Raw genomic sequence first — 16,976 nt, forward strand, 5'->3', positions numbered from 1 at the left:
ACCGTGACGGGCATGGAGCACTCCCCCGCCGCATCCTGGGCCGACACCCTCGCGGTCTTCGACCTCGAGACGACCGGCATCGACATCGACACCTGCCGCATCGTCACCGCCCACGTGGGCGTGATCGGCCCCTCGGGCGAGGTGCTCGAGCAGCGGCAGTGGATCGTCGATCCCGGCGTCGAGATCCCGACCGCGGCCACGCTCATCCACGGGGTGACGACCGAGCGCGCACGGCTCGAGGGGGTGCCGGCCGTGCAGGGCGTGGCCGAGATCATCGAGGCGCTGACGGATGCCGCGGCGCGGGGCCTGCCGATCGTGGCGTACAACGCCGCCTACGACCTCTCGGTCCTGCACCGCGAGGCCGAGCGGTACGGACACGAGGCGTTCTGCGGGCCGGCGCACGTGGTCGACCCCCTCGTCATCGACAAGGCCGTCGACCGCTTCCGCCGGGGCAAGCGCACGCTCACCGCCGCGTGCGAGCACTACGGCGTCGAGCTGACCGCGGCGCACGACGCCGGCGCCGACGCGATCGCCGCGGGGCGGGTGGCGCAGGCGATCGCCCGGGCGTTCCCCGAGCTCGCCGCGATCGCGGTCGCCGAACTGCACGCACGCCAGGTCGACTGGTGCCGGGAGCAGGCCGAGAGCTATCAGCAGTGGCGGCGGGCGAACGGCGAGCCGGAGTTCACGACGTCGGGGGCGTGGCCGCTGCGCTGAGCCGCGGCACGGCTGCGCTCCACCTCGCCGGACGGGACGAACGGCCGTCGCGCGGATCGCGTTCGTCTGCGACGCTGGATCCATGACGAGCCCGCTCGAGGACCGACCGGCAGTTGACGCGTTCACGGAGGCGAGCGCCCTGTGGCTCGTGGGCGACAGCCCTCCGTCGTTCCTCATCGACGCCGCCGTCGAGGCGGTCGTCGCGGGACTCGACGCTCCCGCGCTCCACGAACTCGCCGGCCTGTCGGACTCCGATGAGGCGTGGGAACTGCGTGCCGCCCTGGAACGCGCGCTGGGCGAACTCGGCATCCCGGTACCCGACCCCGACCCCGGAACCCGTCCGATGGCGATGCGCGCACTCGCGGCGCTGCTGCTCCGCGACCGCATCTCGGTGCGCGAGCTCGTCGACTGGGCGCGCGGCGTCGTCGGCGACGCCGACCCCGGCGAGGCGCGCCGCTTCCTCGAGATCGGCGACGAGCTCGACGCGGGGCGGATCACCCCGCACGAGGCGCAGCTCGCCGCGATCGACGAGGCGACTCGCTACCTCCGCGTCACCGCCGCCCACGGGGCGTGATCGGCGGGCGCGTCCGCTGCGGCGGCGCGGGCACGACGAAGGCCCCGTCGATGCGACGGGGCCTTCGAGTGCGGCAGGGTCTTACTTGCCGAAGTTCTTGAAGCGCTGGTTGAACTTCTCGACGCGACCGGCCGAGTCCATGATGCGCTGCTTGCCCGTGTAGAACGGGTGCGAGGCCGACGAGATCTCGACGTCGATGACCGGGTAGGTCTGGCCGTCGAGCTCGATCGTCTTGTCGCTGGTCACCGTCGAGCGCGTGAGGAACGTCTCGCCCGAGGCGAGGTCGCGGAAGACGACGGCGTTGTAGGCGGGGTGGATGTCGGTCTTCATGGAGACTTCCTTGTTGATTCGGATTCGGATTCGCCCCGCCTTCGGGCAGGGAAAGCATGTCGGCCGTCGGGCCAGCACACAAGTCTAGCAGAGGGTGAGCGGATGGCGCGTCAGCGGGCGGCGCGCGCCGCGTAGCGCCCGTCGCGCTCGGTGAGCTCGATCGGAAGTCCGAACGTCTCGGTGAGCGTCTCGGACGTCAGCGCCTCGCCGATCGGCCCGGCGGACCGGATGGTGCCGTCGGCGAGCAGCATGGCGTGCGTGAAGCCCTGCGGGATCTCCTCGACGTGGTGGGTCACCATGACGATCGCCGGCGACGAGGCCGACGACGCGTAGCCGCCGAGCAGCTCGACGAGCTCCTCGCGCGCACCCAGGTCGAGCGACGCCGCGGGCTCGTCGAGCAGCAGCAGCTCGGGGTCGGTCATGACCGAGCGGGCGATCTGCACGCGCTTCTGCTCGCCGTCGGAGAGGCTGCCGAAGCGTCGGTCGGCGAAGCCCTCGAGCTGCCATTCCTTGAGCACCCGCTGGGCGCGGCGGTCGTCGATCGTCTCGTACTCCTCGTTCCACCGGCCCGTGACCGAGTACGCGGCGGTGAGGACCGAGTCGATGACGGTCTCGTTCTTCGGGATCCGGCGCGCCATCGCGGTGGAGGCGAACCCGATCATCGGACGGAGCTCGAAGACGTCGGTCTTGCCGAGCGGCTCGCCGAGGACCTCGACGGACCCCTTGGTCGGGTGCATGGCGGCGGCGGCGATCTGCAGCAGCGTGGTCTTGCCGGCACCGTTCGGCCCGAGGATCACCCAGCGCTCGTCGGAGGCGACGTTCCAGTCGATGTCGTCGAGGATCGCGTTCCCGTCGCGGACCACCGACACGTGCTGGAACTGCAGAACCGTAGACGCCATGCTGACCATGCTAGTGGGACGTTCGAACCCGTCCCGCGCACCGGCGGCGGGGTCAGCGCCCGGCGAGGACCCGCTCGTAGAGTGCGCGCGTCTCGTCGGCGATCGCGGCCCACGCGAAGTGCTGCTCGGCCCGCACCCGCCCCGCCGCGCCCATCTCGCGGGCACGCCCGGGGTCGCTCACGACGCGCGTGAGCGCCGCCGCGAGGTCGGCCACGAACCGGTCCGGATCGAGCGGCGTACCCGTCCCGTCATCGGCCTGGTCGATGGGCACGAGCACCCCCGTGACGCCGTCCTCGACGACCTCGGGGATGCCGCCCGTGGCCGTGCCGACGACTGCCGCCCCGCAGGCCATGGCCTCGAGGTTCACGATGCCGAGCGGCTCGTAGACCGAGGGGCACACGAAGCACGTCGCCGCGGTGAGCAGTGCCGTGAGCTCGGCGCGCGGCAGGTGCCGATCGATCCACACCACGCCGCGGCGGGTCTCGGCGAGCTCGGCGACGAGCCCGGAGACCTCGGCCATGATCTCGGGCGTGTCGGGGGCGCCCGCGCACAGCACGAGCTGCACGTCGTCCGGTAGCGAGCGCGCCGCGCGCAGCAGGTACGGCAGGCCCTTCTGCCGCGTGATGCGCCCGACGAACACGATCGACGGCAGGTCGGGGTCGACCCCCAGCGAGCGCACCAGGTCGGGGTCGTGGTTCGGACGCCAGTCCTCGAGGTCGATGCCGTTGTAGACGACCGAGACGCGCGCGGGGTCGATCGAGGGGTACGAGCGCAGGATGTCGCGTCGCATGCCGTCGCTCACCGCGACCACCGCGTCGGCGTCCTCGAAGGCGGCGCGCTCGACCCAGCTCGAGACGCGGTAGCCCCCGCCGAGCTGCTCCGCCTTCCACGGCCGGAGCGGCTCGAGGCTGTGCGCGGTGACCACGTGCGGGATCCCGTGCAGCTTCTTGGCGACGAAGCCGGCGAAGTTGGCGTACCAGGTGTGCGAGTGGACCAGGTCGGCGCCCGCGGCATCCGCGGCCATCAACAGGTCGACGCCCATCGTCGACAGCGCCGCGTTGACGTCGGCGAACTCGGCGGGCGTGCCGTAGCCGGTCGTGCCCTCCTCGTCACGGGGCGCGCCGAAGGCGCGGACCCGCACGTCGATGTCGCGGCGGAGCGCTCGGACCAGTTCGGCGACGTGCACCCCGGCCCCTCCGTAGATCTCGGGCGGGTACTCGCGGGTGAGCAGGTCGACGCGCATGCGGCAACGTTAGCCCGTCGCGGTCACGCGCCGTCAACCTCCTGTGCCATGCGGCATCCGTCTGACTACGCTGGGCACATGGTGGCGACGCGCAAGATCTTCGGCATTGTCCTCGCTGGCGGCGAGGGGAAGCGCCTGATGCCCCTGACCGAGGACCGCGCGAAGCCCGCGGTGCCGTTCGGGGGGCAGTACCGGCTCATCGACTTCGCGCTGTCGAACCTCGTGAACTCGGGCCTGCGCCAGATCGTGGTGCTCACCCAGTACAAGTCGCACAGCCTCGACCGGCACGTGTCGCAGACCTGGCACCTCGACGGGCTCCTCGGGTCGTACGTCGCCTCGGTGCCCGCGCAGCAGCGACTCGGCAAGCGGTGGTTCTCCGGCTCGGCCGACGCGATCCTGCAGAGCCTCAACCTCATCTACGACGAGCAGCCCGACATCATCGTCGTGGTCGGCGCCGACCACGTCTACCGCATGGACTTCAGCCAGATGATCGAGGCGCACATCGAGTCCGGAGCGGATGCCACGGTGGCCGCCATCCGCCAGCCGATCTCACTCGCCAACCAGTTCGGCGTCATCGAGGTCGACCCGAACGCGCCCGACCGCATCCACCAGTTCCTCGAGAAGCCGAGCGACCCCGAAGGGCTGCCCGACTCGCCGAACGAGGTGCTCGCCTCGATGGGCAACTACGTCTTCAACGCCGACGCCCTGATCGACGCCGTGCTGCGCGACGGCGAGCGCACGGACTCCAGCCACGACATGGGCGGCGACATCATCCCCGCGTTCGTGGCCCAGGGAAACGCGGGCGTCTACGACCTCAAGCGCAACGACGTGCCCGGCTCGACCGATCGCGACCGCTACTACTGGCGGGACGTGGGAACGATCGACTCGTTCTTCGAGGCGCACCAGGACCTCATCTCGGTGCTGCCGATCTTCAACCTGTACAACCGCGAGTGGCCGATCTTCAGCCAGCAGGTGAACTCGCCGCCCGCGAAGTTCACGCGCGACGCCCGCGGTTCGCTCGGCACGGTCATCGACTCGATCGTGTCGCTGGGTTCGGTCATCTCGGGCGCGCACGTCGAGCGGAGCGTGCTCGGTCCGTGGGCGATCGTCGGCTCGGGCGCGAACGTGTCCGACTCGATCCTGTTCGACCGCGCGCGCATCGAGGCCGGGGCGACGGTGCGTCGCGCCATCCTCGACAAGGAGGTCGTCGTCGAGGAGGGCGCCCACATCGGGCTGAACCGCGCCGAGGACCTCGCGCGCGGCTTCGTCGTCACCGAGAGCGGCGTGACCGTGGTGGGCAAGGGCTCGCACGTGCGAGCCTCGGCGTGACCGCCGGCCCATCCGGCCGCGAGGGCGGCCTGCTCGTCGTGCTCGACGCCGACTCGACGCTCATCCGCGAGGAGGCGATCGAGCTGCTCGCCGAGGCGGCCGGCAGCCTGCAGCACGTCGCCGACGTGACCGAGCGCGCCATGCGCGGCGAACTCGATTTCGCCGCGAGCCTCAGGGAGCGCGTCGCAACCCTCGCGGGATTGCCCGTCGCCGAGGTCCTGGCGGCCCGCGACCGGCTCACGCCCACGCCGGGGGTCCGGGAGCTCATCGACGGGGTGCACGCCGCGGGCGGCCGCGTCGGCGTGGTCTCCGGCGGGTTCCACGAGCTGCTCGATCCGCTCGCCGAGCGGCTCGGGCTCGACTTCTGCCGTGCGAACCGGCTCGAGACGGACGGCGATCGGCTCACCGGGCGCGTGCTCGGCGACGTCGTCGACGCCGAGGCGAAGCGTCGTGCGCTCGAGGAGTGGGCGGCGGCATCCGGCACCCCGATCTCCCGGACGATCGCCGTGGGCGACGGTGCGAACGACCTGCGCATGCTCGATCGCGCGGCGCTCGGTGTCGCGTTCTGCGCCAAGCCCGTGGTGCGGGCGCAGGCGGATGTCGCGATCGACCGCGTCGACCTCAGCGGCGTGCTCGCGCTCGCCGGGCTCCGCGGGTAGCGCTTCGGGGACCAGGGCCCTCCCTCGGTCGACGATCTGGCTGCCGGCTGGTCGAGGTCTGCGAGTTCCATCCGAATGCATGGATCGCGCTCGCGTCCGGCCTAGCGTGAGGGCATGAAGACTCGAACCATCGTCGTTTCGTCCGCTTCCCTCGCCGCCCTGGCGCTCGTCGCCCTCGGGATCGCCCCGGCCGCCTCGGCTGCGCCGGCGCCTGCCGCCCCACGCGGGGCGCTGCAGGACGCCATTCCACTCCCCGACGGCTTCCAGCCCGAGGGGATCGCCATCGACGCGCGCGGAACCGCGTACTTCGGGTCGCTGGCCGACGGCGACATCTACGCGGCCGACGTGCGCAGCGGCGCCGGCGACGTCATCGCCGAAGGCCCCGGCACGCCGTCGGTCGGCCTCGACGTCGACCAGCGCGGCCGCCTGTTCGTCGCCGGCGGCCCGGCCGGCGACGCCCGCGTCATCGACACGCGCACGGGCGAGTTGCTCGCGAGCTACCGGCTCGGGTCCGGCGCGACGTTCGTCAACGACGTCATCGTCACGCGGGACGCCGCGTGGTTCACCGACAGCCAGCAGGCGCAGCTCTACCGGCTCCCCCTCGGACCGGCCGGGGCGCTGCCCCCGCAAGACGCGGTCGAGGCCCTTCCGCTCACCGGCGACTTCGTCCTGCAGCCGGGATTCAACGCGAACGGCATCGAGGTGACGCCGGACGGGAAGGCGCTGCTCGTCATCCAGTCCGCGACCTCGACCCTGTTCCGGGTGGATCCCGCCACCGGTGTCGCGACCGCGGTCGACCTCGGCGGCGTGCCGCTCACGAACGGCGACGGACTCCTCGTCGAGGGGCGCACCCTGTACGTGGTGCAGAACCGGCTGAACCTCGTCGGTGTGGTGGAGCTCACCGCCGACGGTCGGAGCGGGAGGTACGTCGACCAGCTCACGAGCGAGGCGTTCGACGTGCCCACGACCGTCGCGTCGTACGCGAACTCGCTCTACCTGCCGAACGCGCGTTTCGGCACGCCGCCGCAGGGCGCCGAGTACTCGGCGAACCGGATCGACCGCTGATCCCGGCGCGACCGCGCTCCCGTGTCGGCGGTGGTCAGTGCCCCATGCCGAGGCCGCCGTCGACCGGGATGACGGCACCCGAGATGTAGCCGGCGTCGTCGCCCGCGAGCCACGCGACGACCTTCGCGACCTCGCCGGGCGTGGCGAACCGGCCTGCGGGGATGTTCTTCCTGTACTCGGCCTGCTGCTCCGCGGGCAGCGCGTCCGTCATGTCGGTCTCGATGAACCCGGGGGCGACGACGTTGGCGGTGATGTTCCTCGCGCCGAGCTCGCGCGTGATCGAGCGCGCCATGCCCACGAGGCCCGCCTTCGACGACGAGTAGTTCACCTGCCCGGCACCGCCGAACAGCCCCACGACGCTCGAGATGAGCACGATGCGACCGAAGCGCGCCTTCAGCATGCCCTTCGACGCCCGCTTGACGACGCGGAAGGCGCCCGTGAGGTTCGTGTCGACGACGCTCGTGAACTCCTCCTCGCTCATGCGCATGAGCAGGGTGTCGCGGGTGATGCCGGCGTTGGCGACGACGACCTCGACGGGTCCGAGCGCGGCCTCGATCTCGGTGAACGCGCGGTCGATCGACTCCGCGTCGGTGACGTCGGCCCGCACGGTGAGCGCCCCCTCGGGACCCTCGCCGGAGCGCGCCGTCACGGCGACCCGGTGCCCCTGCGCGAGGAACTCCTCGGCGATCGCGTAGCCGATGCCGCGGTTGCCCCCGGTCACCAGAACGGTACGGCTCGTGGTCATGGCGGACTCCGTCTCTCTCCAAGGGGTGCGCGTCAAGGCCGAACGGCCCGTCCCAGCATAGAGGTTGCCGTGTAGCGGCATCCGCTGCCCCTATCGGACGTACCCTTGGAGGTGAGGAGCGCCGCCAGCCCCGGCGACCACCATGAAGCACCAGCCCACCCAGTCGATCACGTCGTTGCCGGCGTCGCCGGACGACGAGCGGCGTGCGCGCATGATCAAGTACTCGGTCATGATGGGCATCCGCGTCGCCTGCATCTTCGCGCTGCTGTTCGCGCAGGGCTGGTGGATCCTCGTCTTCGCCGCCGGGGCGGTCTTCCTCCCCTACTTCGCGGTGATCGTCGCGAACGTCGGCACGTCGCGCCGCGACCAGGAGGTGCTGCGGCCCGGCGGACTGATGCCGCTGCCCCCGGGTTCGCCCGGCGCTCCCCTGTCCGACGACGCGGCGGCGGGCGACGACGAGACGCGCGAGCCGCGCTCCCGGGGGGACGCCGCGTGATCGGCTCGCTCGACGCCGCCCCCGCGGGCGGCTGCTCCCGCGCGGGGTGCCGCGAGGCGGCGACCAGCCGCATCGACTGGCGCAACCCCAAGATCCACGCCGAGGACCGCGTGAAGACCTGGCTCGCGTGCGACGAGCACGTCGACTACCTGCGCGAGTTCCTCGCCGCACGCGCGTTCCCGGTGCGCGTGTCGTCCTTCGAGGCGACGGATGCCGCAGCACCCGCGCCCTCGCCCGGCGCCGGCGCGGTCGGGGGTGGCTCGGCGTGAGCCGATGGCGATTCCTCGCCTCGCCGCGCTGGGCGGGGTACCTCGCGCTCGTGGTGGTCTTCGCGATCGCCTGCTCGGCGCTCGGCACCTGGCAGTTCAATCGCCGCGCCGAGGCGCTCGCCGAGGTCGCGCGGATCGACGCGAACTACGACGCCGACCCGATCCCGGTCGCCGAGGCGCTGCCCGATCCCGACTCGTTCGACATCGACCAGCGCTGGCAGGTCGTGGCCCTGTCGGGCGAATACCTCCACGACGAGGAGGTCGTGGTGCGCAACCGCCCGGGGGCCGGGAGCACCGGCTTCGAGGTGCTGACGCCCCTGCGGCTCGACGACGGCACGGTGTTCGTGGTCGATCGCGGATGGATCCCGCAGGACTCCGAAGGGCGCCCGTCCGAGTTCCCGGCCGCGCCCGACGGCCGCGTGGAGGTGACGGCGCGCCTCAAGGCGGGCGAGCAGCAGATCGCCGGCAGAACCTCGTCGGGTGCCGAGTTCGCCACGATCGACCTCGACGAGCTCGCCGAGCGGGTCGGCGAACCGACCTACACGGGCGCCTACGGCATCCTCGTGCAGACCGGGGCGGATGCGTCCGAGCCGCCCATAGCCCTGCCCCGCCCCGAGCGCGACGAAGGCCCGCACCTCTCCTATGCGCTGCAGTGGTTCGTGTTCGCCCTCATGGGCTTCGTCGCCCTGGGCTGGTTCGCCAACCAGGAGCGCAAGCTGCTGGCCGCGGATGCCGCAGAGCGGTCGGGCCCGCCGCGGCATCCGTCGACCGAGCCCAAGCGGCCGCCCAAGCCGTCCCGCAGCCGGAGCGACGCCGACGTGGAGGACGAGATCCTCGATCGCCGATGACGCGTCGGCGCGTCATCCCTTGGAGCGAATCGGAACCTGCTGCATCGTTACCCGAGTTCACGATTCGATCGGGTCATCGCATCGTGTCGAGGATGGCGGCGAGCTGCTCGAACGTCGTGAGCGGGTTCACGATGGCGAAGCGGGTGTTCGGTCGGCCGGCGTGGGAGCTCGGCGTGACGAACGCGTGCTGGGCCTCGAGCAGCCGCGCGGACCACGCGTCGTAGTCGGCCTTCGTCCAGCCCTCGCGCTCGAAGACGACGACGGAGAGCTGCGGGTCGCGAACCAGGCGGAACCCGTCGCGCCGGTCGATCTCCGCGGCGATCTCGTGCGCGAGCCGGATCGAGGCGGTGATGGCGTCCCGGTACGCCGCGGCACCGTGGGTGGCGAGCGAGAACCACAGCGGGAGGCCGCGCGCCCGGCGCGTGAGGTGCGCGGCGTAGTCCGACGGGCTCCACTCGCTCGTCTCGGTGAGCGTGTCCAGGTACTCGGCGTGCTGGGTGTGCGCACGCCGGCCGGCCTCGGGGTCGCGGTAGATCAGCGCGCAGGCATCGAAGGGCGCGAACAGCCACTTGTGCGGGTCGACGATGACCGAGTCGGCGCGCTCCACCCCGGTGAACCGGTCGCGCGCGAGGGGCGAGAGCATCGCGGCCAGGCCGTAGGCACCGTCGACGTGGAGCCAGAAGTCGTACTCGTCCTTCAGGGCCGCGATCGAGGCGAGGTCGTCGACGATGCCGAAGTTCGTCGATCCCGCCGTCGCGACGACGGCGAACACGGAGGGCCCGTGTTCGTCGAGCGCGGCGCGCACGGCGTCGCCTCGCAGCATCCCGTCGTCGCCCGGCGCCACGGGGACCACCTCCACGTCCATGACCCGGGCCGCGGAGGCGATGGACGAGTGGGCCTCGCCGCTGCACACCACGCGCCAGCGATCCGGCATCGGCGCGCCCGCGAGGGTCATCGCGAGGCGGGCGTGCTCGCGCGCGGCGACGAGCGCGGAGAGGTTGCCGAGGGTGCCGCCCTGCACGAAGACGCCGCCCGCGGTGGCCGGCAGGCCGAATTCGCGGGCGAGCCACGCGAGCACCTCGTTCTCGGCGTACACGGCACCTGCGCCCTCGAGCCAGGATCCGCCGTAGAGGGCGCTCGCGGACACCACGAGATCGAACGCGATCGCGGCCTTGGTCGGCGCGGTCGGGATGAACGACAGGTACTGGGCGTGGTCGGTCGTGATGCAGGCCGGTGCCAGCACGTGCTCGAAGCGCGACAGCGCCTGCTCCGCGCCGATGCCGTGCTCATCGATGCTGCGACCGGCGCGACGGTCGAGCTCGAACTCCGAGATCGGCCGGTCGAGCGGGGTGTCGTCGGCGAGCAGGCGGCGGCGCGAGTAGTCCAGCACGAGGTCGACGAGGTCGGTGGTCTCGGCGGACACCTCGTGCATGCGGGTGGGGCGGGGCGAGCGCGACGGTTCGGACGTGGTCATGCGGGGAATCCCTCCGGTCGATCTGGAGCCTGCGCAAGTGTGCGTCAAAGACCGGCCTGATGCAACTCGACAGCGCGACAACGCCACCGTGCGCATCATCCATGCGTTTGCCCGCGTTTGGACGCAACGATCGCGCGCAGGATACAACTTGCCCGAAGCGCGCCCGAGACCAACTCGGCCCGCACCGCGACGCCGATCAGGCGAGCTCGATGAGCTCCTGGTAGTCCCGGCTCCAGTGGTCCTCCGTGCCATCCGGCATGATGAGCACCCGCTCGGGGTTCAGCGCCTCGACCGCGCCCGGGTCGTGCGAGACGAGCACGACCGAGCCCTCGTAGTGGGCGAGCGCGTCGAGGATCTCCGCGCGGCTCGCCGGGTCGAGGTTGTTCGTGGGCTCGTCGAGCAGGAGCACGTTCGCGCCCGAGACGACGATCATGGCGAGCGCCAGCCGGGTCTTCTCGCCGCCGGAGAGCACTCCGGCGGGCTTGTGCACGTCGTCACCGGTGAACAGGAAGGACCCGAGCACCTTGCGCGCCTCGGTCTCGGTGAGGTTCGGCGACGCGCTGACCATGTTCTGCAGCACCGTGCGAGCGACGTCCAGGGTCTCGTGCTCCTGGGCGTAGTAGCCGATGCGCAGCCCGTGGCCGGCCTCGACGACGCCGGTGTCGGGTCGGTCGACGCCCGCGAGGATGCGCAGCAGCGTCGTCTTGCCGGCGCCGTTCAGGCCGATGATGACCACCTTGGAGCCACGATCGATCGCGAGGTCGACGGCGGTGAAGATCTCGAGCGACCCGTAGCTCTTCGAGAGGTCGGATGCCGTGAGCGGCGTGCGACCGCAGGGGGACGGCGTCGGGAACCGCAGCTTCGCCACCCGGTCGACCGCCCGCACCTCCTCGAGGCCGGCGAGCAGCTTCTCGGCGCGCGCGACCATCTGGTGTGCGGCCGCCGCCTTCGACGCCTTCGCGCCGAACTTCGCCGCCTGCGCCTGCAGCGCTCCCGCCTTCTTCTCGGCGTTGGCCCGCTCCTTCTTGCGGCGCTCCTCGTCGGCGGCGCGCTGGCGGAGGTAGTGCTTCCAGCCCATGTTGTAGATGTCGATGAGCGCGCGATTCGCGTCGAGGTAGAACACGCGGTTCACGACCTCGCCCACGAGCTCGACGTCGTGGCTGATGACGATGACGCCGCCCTTGTAGTTCTTCAGGAACTCGCGGAGCCACACGACGGAGTCGGCGTCGAGGTGGTTCGTCGGCTCGTCGAGGATCATCGTGTCGGCGTCGGAGAACAGGATGCGCGCGAGCTCGATGCGCCGGCGCTGACCACCCGAGAGGGTCTTCAGCGGCTGGTCGAGGATCCGGTCGGGCAGGTTGAGGTTCGACGCGATCGACGCCGCCTCGGCTTCGGCGGCGTAGCCGCCGAGCGCCTGGAACCGGTCGGTGAGGGTGCCGTAGCGCTTCATGGCCTTCTCGGCGACCGCCGGATCGTCGGAGCCCATCTTCTCGGACGCCTCGCGCATGCCGAGCACGAGCGAACCGAGCCCGCGGGCGTCGAGGATGCGCGTGCGCGCCAGCATCTCGGGGTCGCCCGACCGCGGGTCCTGCGGCAGGTAGCCGATCTCGCCCGATCGGTCGATGCGACCGCCGGTGGGCAGCGTCTCGCCCGCGAGCGTCTTCGTGAGCGTCGTCTTGCCGGCGCCGTTGCGACCGACGAGGCCGATCTTGTCGCCGTCGGAGACGCGGAAGTTGACGCCCTCCATGAGCAGGCGCGCGCCAACGCGGATCTCGAGGTCCTGGACGGCGAGCACGGACGACCTCCGGTCGGGATGGGCGGGGTGGGCGTGCCGAGCGGCACAGCCCTCCAGTCTACCGGGCGGTGACGGATGCCGCAGGTCGGCGGTTCACGGCAGACTGGCGGCATGCCGGCCGGAGACTCCCCCGCGATGCGCGCCGCACGACTCGCCTCGCACGGATTCCGTGAGCTCGCCGATGATCCCGTCGCGGTCGTCGAGCGGCTGGGTGCGGTGCAGGCGCAGGACCTCGGTGCCGCGAAGTGGGCGGTGGGCAGTCGGATGTCGCGACCGTCGGTGGCGGCGGTCGACGCGGCCATCGAGTCCCGGCGCATCGTGCGGTCGTGGCCGATGCGCGGCACGCTCCACCTCATGCCGGCCCGGCTGCTGCGGCCCGCGCTGAGGATCACCGGCCCGCGGATCACCGCCGCGTCCCGATCCCGACTCGTGCAGCTCGAGCTCGACGACACCGACTACCGAGTCGCGCGCGATGCCGCCGAACGGCTGCTCGCGGCATCCGGCACTGCATCGCGAGACGAGCTCGCGGCGACGTGGGCGGCCGCGGGCATCCGTCCGGACGGACAGCGTGCCTACCACCTCATCGCGTGGCTCGCGCGCGACGGGGTGCTGTGCTGCGGCCCCGTCGACGGGCGCAGCCAGCGATTCGCGCTGCTCGACGACTGGGCGCCCGCCGACGGGGGCGAGCCGACCGAGCGCGACGAGACGCTGGCCGAGCTGTTCACCGCGTACGTGACGGGCCATGGTCCTGCGACGGTCGCCGACTTCGCGTGGTGGATGGGGGTCACGAAGACCGACGCTGCGACGGCGCTCGCGGCGGCGGGCGACCGCGTCGAGCGGTTCGGGCCCGAGCCCGACCGCTTCGTCGCAGCCGGGTCGACGGATGCCGCGGCATCCCGCCCTCGGGGTGCACTCGCGCTCGCGGCCTTTGACGAGTACTTCCTCGGCTACGCCGACCGCTCCCCCGTGTGCGATCCCCGCTTCGCCGATCGCGTGATCCCCGGCGGGAACGGCGTGTTCCAGCCGCTGCTCGTGCTGGACGGGCGCGTGGTCGGCACCTGGCGTCGCGCGGGCACCGCCGCGAAGCCGCGGGTGGAGCTCCGCTGGTTCGAGCCGTCGAGCCGGGCGGCATCCGATCGGTTCACGCGTCCGCTCGCGGCCTGGGCGCGATTCCACGGCGTGGAACTGCGCGGGGTCGCCAGGGACGAGTGAGGGCGGCCCGGGCCGGAGCCCGGGCCGCCCTCAGCGCGACCACGCGCGGCGCGTTCAGTCCTGGACGAGCGCCGCCTGCAGCTCGATCGTGATCGTGACCTGCTCGCCGACGAGCACGCCGCCGGTCTCGAGGGCCGCGTTCCACGACAGGCCGAAGTCCTCGCGGTTGATCACGGTCTTCGCCGTGGCGCCGCCCTTGTAGTTGCCGTAGGGGTCGGTGCCGAAGCCGCCGAAGTCGAAGTCGAACGTGACCGGCTTGGTCACGCCCTTGATCGTGAGGTCGCCGTCCACCTTGAAGTCGCCGTCGACGACGCGGACGCCGGTCGAGACGAACTCGATCGTCGGGTACTGGTCGGCCTGGAAGAAGTCGTTCGTGCGCAGGTGCGCGTCGCGGTTCGGCTCGTTCGTGTTGATCGAGGCGACCTCGGCGGTGGCCGTCACGCGGGAGTCGAGCGGGTCCTCGCCGGTGACGAAGGTCGCGTCGAAGCGCTCGAACTTGCCCTTGACCTTGCTGATCATGAGGTGGCGGACGCTGAAGGCCACCTCGCTGTGCGTCGGGTCGATCTTCCAGGTTCCGGCCTTGTAGCCCGGGATCTCGATGGTCGTCTCGGTCGTCGTCATTCGGTCATGCTCCTTCGATGCATTCTCGGCCGGTTCCGGCCACGTTCAATGCAAACGCATGGAGGAGTGGGATCTATTCCCCGGATCCGACGATGAGTTCCCGGCGGAGTTCGAGGACCCGCGCGGCCGCTTCGTCGAGACGTGCCTCCGGGATCCGACCGGACTCGACGGCCTCGGAGATCGAGGCGGCCAGCCCGTCGACGCTGATCCCGAACTCCGCGGGATCGGCGGGCAGCACGTAGAGCAGCAGGTCGCCGCCCGCGGCGAGCGCGCGCACCGCGTTCTCGCCCGGGTCGGCGTACTCCGGCAGCCCGTTGTGCTGCAGCATGAGCATGTCGTCGGTGACGACGACCCCGTCGAAGCCGAGTTCCTCGCGCAGGATCCGGTGCCACTCGGGCGAGAGCGAGGCGGGCGCGGGGTCGACGGCGGGGTACGCCAGGTGACCAGTCATGACGAGTTCGACGTCGGCCTCGATCGCGGCGGCGAACGGCAGCGCCGGGCCGGCGCGCCACTCGTCGAGCGTGAGGGGCGCGGACGGTACGGAGACGTGCGAGTCGCCCGGCGCGGCGCCGTGGCCGGGGAAGTGCTTGACGGTGCTCGCGACGGTGCCGCGTTCCCCGGCGACGGCGGCGGCGACGCGCTCGCCGGCGCCGGCCGGGTCGGTGCCGAGGACGCGGTCGAAGATGAACGAGGCGGGGTCGGCCGTGACGTCCGCCACGATGCCGAAGTTGACGTTGACGCCCGCGGCCGACAGGGCGGCGGCGCGCGCCGCGAAGGCCTCCTGCGCGGCCTGCGGGGGCTGCGCGCGCACCTCGGCGGGGCCCGGTGCGGGATCCCAGTCGATCCGACTGACGATGCCGCCCTCCTGGTCGATCCCGATGAGGGTCGCCGCGTCGGGGTCGTGCTGCAGGTCGGCGGTGAGGGCGGCGAGGGAGGCCTCGTCGCCGGGCATGTTGTCGCCCATGAGGATGACTCCGGCGATGCCCTCGTCGAGGAGGGCGCGCATGGCGGCCGGGTCGGTTCCGGGGGCGTGGAGCATGAGCACCGAGGCGGCCTTCTCGTCGAGCGTCATGCCCGACACCCGGTCGGTCGCCCATTCCTCGGCCGTCTGCGGGGTGGGCGTCGGCGTCGGGGACGGGGTCGTGATGGCTTCGCTCGGGGTGGGTGAGGCCGGGGCCGGGGCCGAGCATCCGGCGAGTACCGCCGTGCCCGCGAGGGCGAGGGCGGCGAGGGTCGTGGGGAGGCTCCGGCGCACCCGGTGAGTCTACGCGGCCCAGCCTGCGAGCCGACCGGATGCGGGCGCGGTAGAACGGATGGGATGGATGAGGCACACGACCGCGCGATCCTGCGCCGGCATGCGGCGGACGGGACGCTCATGGCCGGCGGCGCGGCGGCGATCCTGCTGCAACTGGCCGATCCGCGCGTCGCGGCGGGCGTCGCCCGGCACAGCGCGTTCCGTGAGCGTCCGCTGGATCGGCTGGACGGGACGCACCAGTACCTGACCGCGCTGGTGTTCGGCGACGATCGCGACATCGATCACGTGGTCCGCGTCGTCGACGCGCGGCATGCGCGCGTGCGGGGCGACCGCCCGCGTCCGTACGACGCGCGTGATGCGGATGCGCAGCGGTGGGTCGCGGCGACCATCCTCGCCGTGGCGCTCGAGCTGGAGGAGCGGCTCACCGGGCGCCCGCTGGATGCGGCGACCGCGGACGCGCTCGTTCGCGGTTATGCGCCGATCGCGGCGCGGCTGCAAGGGGCGGATGCCGGGTGGCCGGCGACGCGTCGCGAGTTCGATGCGTGGTGGGCCGAGCGGATGCCGCGGCTGGAGGTGGGTGACGACGCGCGAGCGGTGGCGCGCGACCTGCTCGCCGGGACCGGACTGCCGGCTTCGCTGCGGGCGCTCATGCCGGCGGTGCGCCTGCTGACGGCCGCGCTCCTCCCCCCGGCGCTTCGGGAGGCGTACGGGTTCCGCTGGACTCCTCGTGCGCGGCGGGTCGCCGCGGCCTGGTTGCGGGGGTTGGGCGTCGCGCGCCGCATCGTGCCGGCGAGGCTCCGGGCCCTGCCCACGCGCGTCTCGCTCCGACGGCTCCGTCGGCGCAGCCGGTACGCTGGAACCGAACCGCGAGGACGAGGATGACCCAGCAGGCAGCACATCGAGGCGAACCGCTCGACGCGATCGACCGGCGGATCGTCGCGGAGCTCAGCCGTGACGGCCGGCTGTCCGTCCGCACCCTCGCCGAACGCGTCCACATCTCCCGGACGGCGGCGCACAACCGCGTGCTCGCACTGCAGCAGCGCGGTGTCATCACCGGATTCGGTGCGCAGATCGATCGCAAGGCGATCGGCCTGAACATCTCCGCGCTCGTGGTGGTGCGCATCGGCGACGTCTCGTGGGAGGAGATCGCGGCGAAGCTCGCGACGCTGCCGTTCGTCGAGAAGGTCCAGGCGGTCTCGGGCGACATCGACATCATGCTCACCGTGAGCGCTCCCGACCACGAGCAGCTGAGCCAGGCCATCCTCCGGGACATCCACGACATGCCCGGCGTGGTGTCGACCCGTTCGCACCTGATCCTCGCCGAGATCGACGGTCGGCCGCCTGCGCAGTCGCTGGACATCTGGCGCTCCTGACCGCCCTCCCGAGGGACGCGCGGCATCCGTTCGCCCCCTCGCGTGCCGTTCGTTCACCGTTGCCGCGTACCCCCA

Annotated in this window: 19 protein-coding genes; 11 read left to right on the forward strand and 8 right to left on the reverse strand. The window is 72.0% G+C overall.

Annotated elements, in window-relative coordinates:
- Positions 1-12 precede the first annotated feature (12 nt).
- Together M1L56_RS13880 and M1L56_RS13885 are read left to right on the forward strand one after the other, a co-directional pair.
- Positions 13-714 (forward strand): exonuclease domain-containing protein, encoded by a 702-nt coding sequence (locus tag M1L56_RS13880; protein WP_067946858.1) that lies wholly within the window; start codon positions 13-15, stop codon positions 712-714.
- An 82-nt stretch (positions 715-796) separates the two neighbouring features.
- Entirely contained in the window at positions 797-1,288 is a 492-nt protein-coding gene (locus M1L56_RS13885) for a hypothetical protein (protein WP_248599680.1), read from the forward strand.
- Between the two features lie 81 nt (positions 1,289-1,369).
- On the opposite strand, the gene M1L56_RS13890 is transcribed toward M1L56_RS13885, so the two are convergent.
- The 3 genes from M1L56_RS13890 to glgA form a co-directional block, all read right to left on the reverse strand.
- Positions 1,370-1,618, reverse strand: coding sequence for a type B 50S ribosomal protein L31 (locus tag M1L56_RS13890; protein ID WP_067946854.1), 249 nt, complete (start codon positions 1,616-1,618; stop codon positions 1,370-1,372).
- Positions 1,619-1,728: 110 nt separating this feature from the next.
- On the reverse strand, positions 1,729-2,517 hold the full coding sequence (locus M1L56_RS13895; protein WP_067946852.1) for an ABC transporter ATP-binding protein: 789 nt from the start codon (positions 2,515-2,517) through the stop codon (positions 1,729-1,731).
- Between the two features lie 52 nt (positions 2,518-2,569).
- Entirely contained in the window at positions 2,570-3,760 is a 1,191-nt protein-coding gene (gene glgA, locus M1L56_RS13900) for a glycogen synthase (protein WP_248599681.1), read from the reverse strand.
- 78 nt (positions 3,761-3,838) lie between these two features.
- Here glgA and glgC point away from each other — a divergent pair, with 78 nt between their 5' ends.
- The 3 genes from glgC (at position 3,839) to M1L56_RS13915 (ending at position 6,813) form a co-directional block, all read left to right on the forward strand.
- Positions 3,839-5,089: a glucose-1-phosphate adenylyltransferase gene (gene glgC, locus M1L56_RS13905; protein ID WP_067946847.1), complete on the forward strand. Its 1,251-nt coding sequence runs from the start codon at positions 3,839-3,841 to the stop codon at positions 5,087-5,089.
- Positions 5,086-5,748: a phosphoserine phosphatase SerB gene (gene serB, locus M1L56_RS13910; protein ID WP_248599682.1), complete on the forward strand. Its 663-nt coding sequence runs from the start codon at positions 5,086-5,088 to the stop codon at positions 5,746-5,748. Before glgC ends, serB begins: the two co-directional genes overlap by 4 nt.
- 114 nt (positions 5,749-5,862) lie before the next feature.
- A complete protein-coding gene (locus tag M1L56_RS13915; RefSeq protein WP_248599683.1) occupies positions 5,863-6,813 on the forward strand; it encodes an SMP-30/gluconolactonase/LRE family protein in 951 nt (316 codons plus the stop codon).
- 34 nt (positions 6,814-6,847) lie between these two features.
- On the opposite strand, the gene M1L56_RS13920 is transcribed toward M1L56_RS13915, so the two are convergent.
- Positions 6,848-7,558, reverse strand: coding sequence for a beta-ketoacyl-ACP reductase (locus M1L56_RS13920; RefSeq protein WP_248599684.1), 711 nt, complete (start codon positions 7,556-7,558; stop codon positions 6,848-6,850).
- 142 nt (positions 7,559-7,700) lie between these two features.
- Here M1L56_RS13920 and M1L56_RS13925 point away from each other — a divergent pair, with 142 nt between their 5' ends.
- Genes M1L56_RS13925 through M1L56_RS13935 form a run of 3 tightly spaced genes read left to right on the forward strand, consistent with a single transcriptional unit; the run spans position 7,701 to position 9,171 of the window.
- A complete protein-coding gene (locus M1L56_RS13925; RefSeq protein ID WP_082847019.1) occupies positions 7,701-8,054 on the forward strand; it encodes a DUF3099 domain-containing protein in 354 nt (117 codons plus the stop codon).
- Positions 8,051-8,323 (forward strand): hypothetical protein, encoded by a 273-nt coding sequence (locus M1L56_RS16150; RefSeq protein WP_374256851.1) that lies wholly within the window; start codon positions 8,051-8,053, stop codon positions 8,321-8,323. Before M1L56_RS13925 ends, M1L56_RS16150 begins: the two co-directional genes overlap by 4 nt.
- Positions 8,320-9,171, forward strand: coding sequence for an SURF1 family protein (locus M1L56_RS13935; RefSeq protein ID WP_248599685.1), 852 nt, complete (start codon positions 8,320-8,322; stop codon positions 9,169-9,171). The genes M1L56_RS16150 and M1L56_RS13935 overlap by 4 nt, the downstream gene beginning before the upstream one ends.
- Positions 9,172-9,244: 73 nt before the next feature.
- Here the strand turns inward: M1L56_RS13935 and M1L56_RS13940 are convergent, their stop codons facing one another.
- Together M1L56_RS13940 and M1L56_RS13945 are read right to left on the reverse strand one after the other, a co-directional pair.
- Positions 9,245-10,645, reverse strand: a complete 1,401-nt coding sequence (locus M1L56_RS13940) for a pyridoxal-dependent decarboxylase (protein ID WP_067946836.1) — start codon at positions 10,643-10,645, stop codon at positions 9,245-9,247.
- Positions 10,646-10,841: 196 nt separating this feature from the next.
- A complete protein-coding gene (locus tag M1L56_RS13945) occupies positions 10,842-12,440 on the reverse strand; it encodes an ABC-F family ATP-binding cassette domain-containing protein (protein WP_248599686.1) in 1,599 nt (532 codons plus the stop codon).
- A gap of 111 nt (positions 12,441-12,551) precedes the next feature.
- Between M1L56_RS13945 and M1L56_RS13950 the strand changes: the two genes are divergently transcribed.
- The gene (locus M1L56_RS13950) at positions 12,552-13,652 is read left to right on the forward strand and encodes a winged helix DNA-binding domain-containing protein (protein WP_248599687.1); all 1,101 of its coding nucleotides are present in this window, start codon (positions 12,552-12,554) and stop codon (positions 13,650-13,652) included.
- A 54-nt stretch (positions 13,653-13,706) separates the two neighbouring features.
- Here the strand turns inward: M1L56_RS13950 and M1L56_RS13955 are convergent, their stop codons facing one another.
- Positions 13,707-14,273: a YceI family protein gene (locus M1L56_RS13955; RefSeq protein ID WP_248599688.1), complete on the reverse strand. Its 567-nt coding sequence runs from the start codon at positions 14,271-14,273 to the stop codon at positions 13,707-13,709.
- Between the two features lie 73 nt (positions 14,274-14,346).
- Entirely contained in the window at positions 14,347-15,528 is a 1,182-nt protein-coding gene (locus M1L56_RS13960; RefSeq protein ID WP_248599689.1) for a glycoside hydrolase family 3 N-terminal domain-containing protein, read from the reverse strand.
- A 63-nt stretch (positions 15,529-15,591) separates the two neighbouring features.
- Between M1L56_RS13960 and M1L56_RS13965 the strand changes: the two genes are divergently transcribed.
- Positions 15,592-16,410 carry an oxygenase MpaB family protein gene (locus M1L56_RS13965; protein ID WP_067946827.1) on the forward strand — a complete coding sequence of 273 codons (819 nt, stop codon included), beginning with the start codon at positions 15,592-15,594 and terminating at the stop codon, positions 16,408-16,410.
- Positions 16,407-16,901, forward strand: coding sequence for an Lrp/AsnC family transcriptional regulator (locus M1L56_RS13970; protein WP_067946825.1), 495 nt, complete (start codon positions 16,407-16,409; stop codon positions 16,899-16,901). The genes M1L56_RS13965 and M1L56_RS13970 overlap by 4 nt, the downstream gene beginning before the upstream one ends.
- The last annotated feature ends 75 nt before the right edge of the window (positions 16,902-16,976 follow it).

The sequence above is a fragment of the Agromyces sp. C10 genome (genome assembly GCF_023217995.1).
Taxonomy (GTDB): domain Bacteria; phylum Actinomycetota; class Actinomycetes; order Actinomycetales; family Microbacteriaceae; genus Agromyces; species Agromyces indicus.

Excerpts from the sequence above, each read along its gene's own strand:
- M1L56_RS13965 (WP_067946827.1), top strand. The coding sequence starts at position 15,592 with ATGGATGAGGCACACGACCGCGCGATCCTGCGCCGGCATGCGGCGGAC.
- M1L56_RS13970 (WP_067946825.1), top strand. The coding sequence starts at position 16,407 with ATGACCCAGCAGGCAGCACATCGAGGCGAACCGCTCGACGCGATCGAC.
- M1L56_RS13950 (WP_248599687.1), top strand. The coding sequence starts at position 12,552 with ATGCCGGCCGGAGACTCCCCCGCGATGCGCGCCGCACGACTCGCCTCG.
- M1L56_RS13880 (WP_067946858.1), top strand. The coding sequence starts at position 13 with ATGGAGCACTCCCCCGCCGCATCCTGGGCCGACACCCTCGCGGTCTTC.
- M1L56_RS13955 (WP_248599688.1), bottom strand. The coding sequence starts at position 14,273 with ATGACGACGACCGAGACGACCATCGAGATCCCGGGCTACAAGGCCGGA.
- glgC (WP_067946847.1), top strand. The coding sequence starts at position 3,839 with ATGGTGGCGACGCGCAAGATCTTCGGCATTGTCCTCGCTGGCGGCGAG.
- M1L56_RS13915 (WP_248599683.1), top strand. The coding sequence starts at position 5,863 with ATGAAGACTCGAACCATCGTCGTTTCGTCCGCTTCCCTCGCCGCCCTG.
- M1L56_RS13925 (WP_082847019.1), top strand. The coding sequence starts at position 7,701 with ATGAAGCACCAGCCCACCCAGTCGATCACGTCGTTGCCGGCGTCGCCG.
- M1L56_RS13895 (WP_067946852.1), bottom strand. The coding sequence starts at position 2,517 with ATGGCGTCTACGGTTCTGCAGTTCCAGCACGTGTCGGTGGTCCGCGAC.
- M1L56_RS13920 (WP_248599684.1), bottom strand. The coding sequence starts at position 7,558 with ATGACCACGAGCCGTACCGTTCTGGTGACCGGGGGCAACCGCGGCATC.
- glgA (WP_248599681.1), bottom strand. The coding sequence starts at position 3,760 with ATGCGCGTCGACCTGCTCACCCGCGAGTACCCGCCCGAGATCTACGGA.
- M1L56_RS13890 (WP_067946854.1), bottom strand. The coding sequence starts at position 1,618 with ATGAAGACCGACATCCACCCCGCCTACAACGCCGTCGTCTTCCGCGAC.
- M1L56_RS13940 (WP_067946836.1), bottom strand. The coding sequence starts at position 10,645 with ATGACCACGTCCGAACCGTCGCGCTCGCCCCGCCCCACCCGCATGCAC.
- M1L56_RS13885 (WP_248599680.1), top strand. The coding sequence starts at position 797 with ATGACGAGCCCGCTCGAGGACCGACCGGCAGTTGACGCGTTCACGGAG.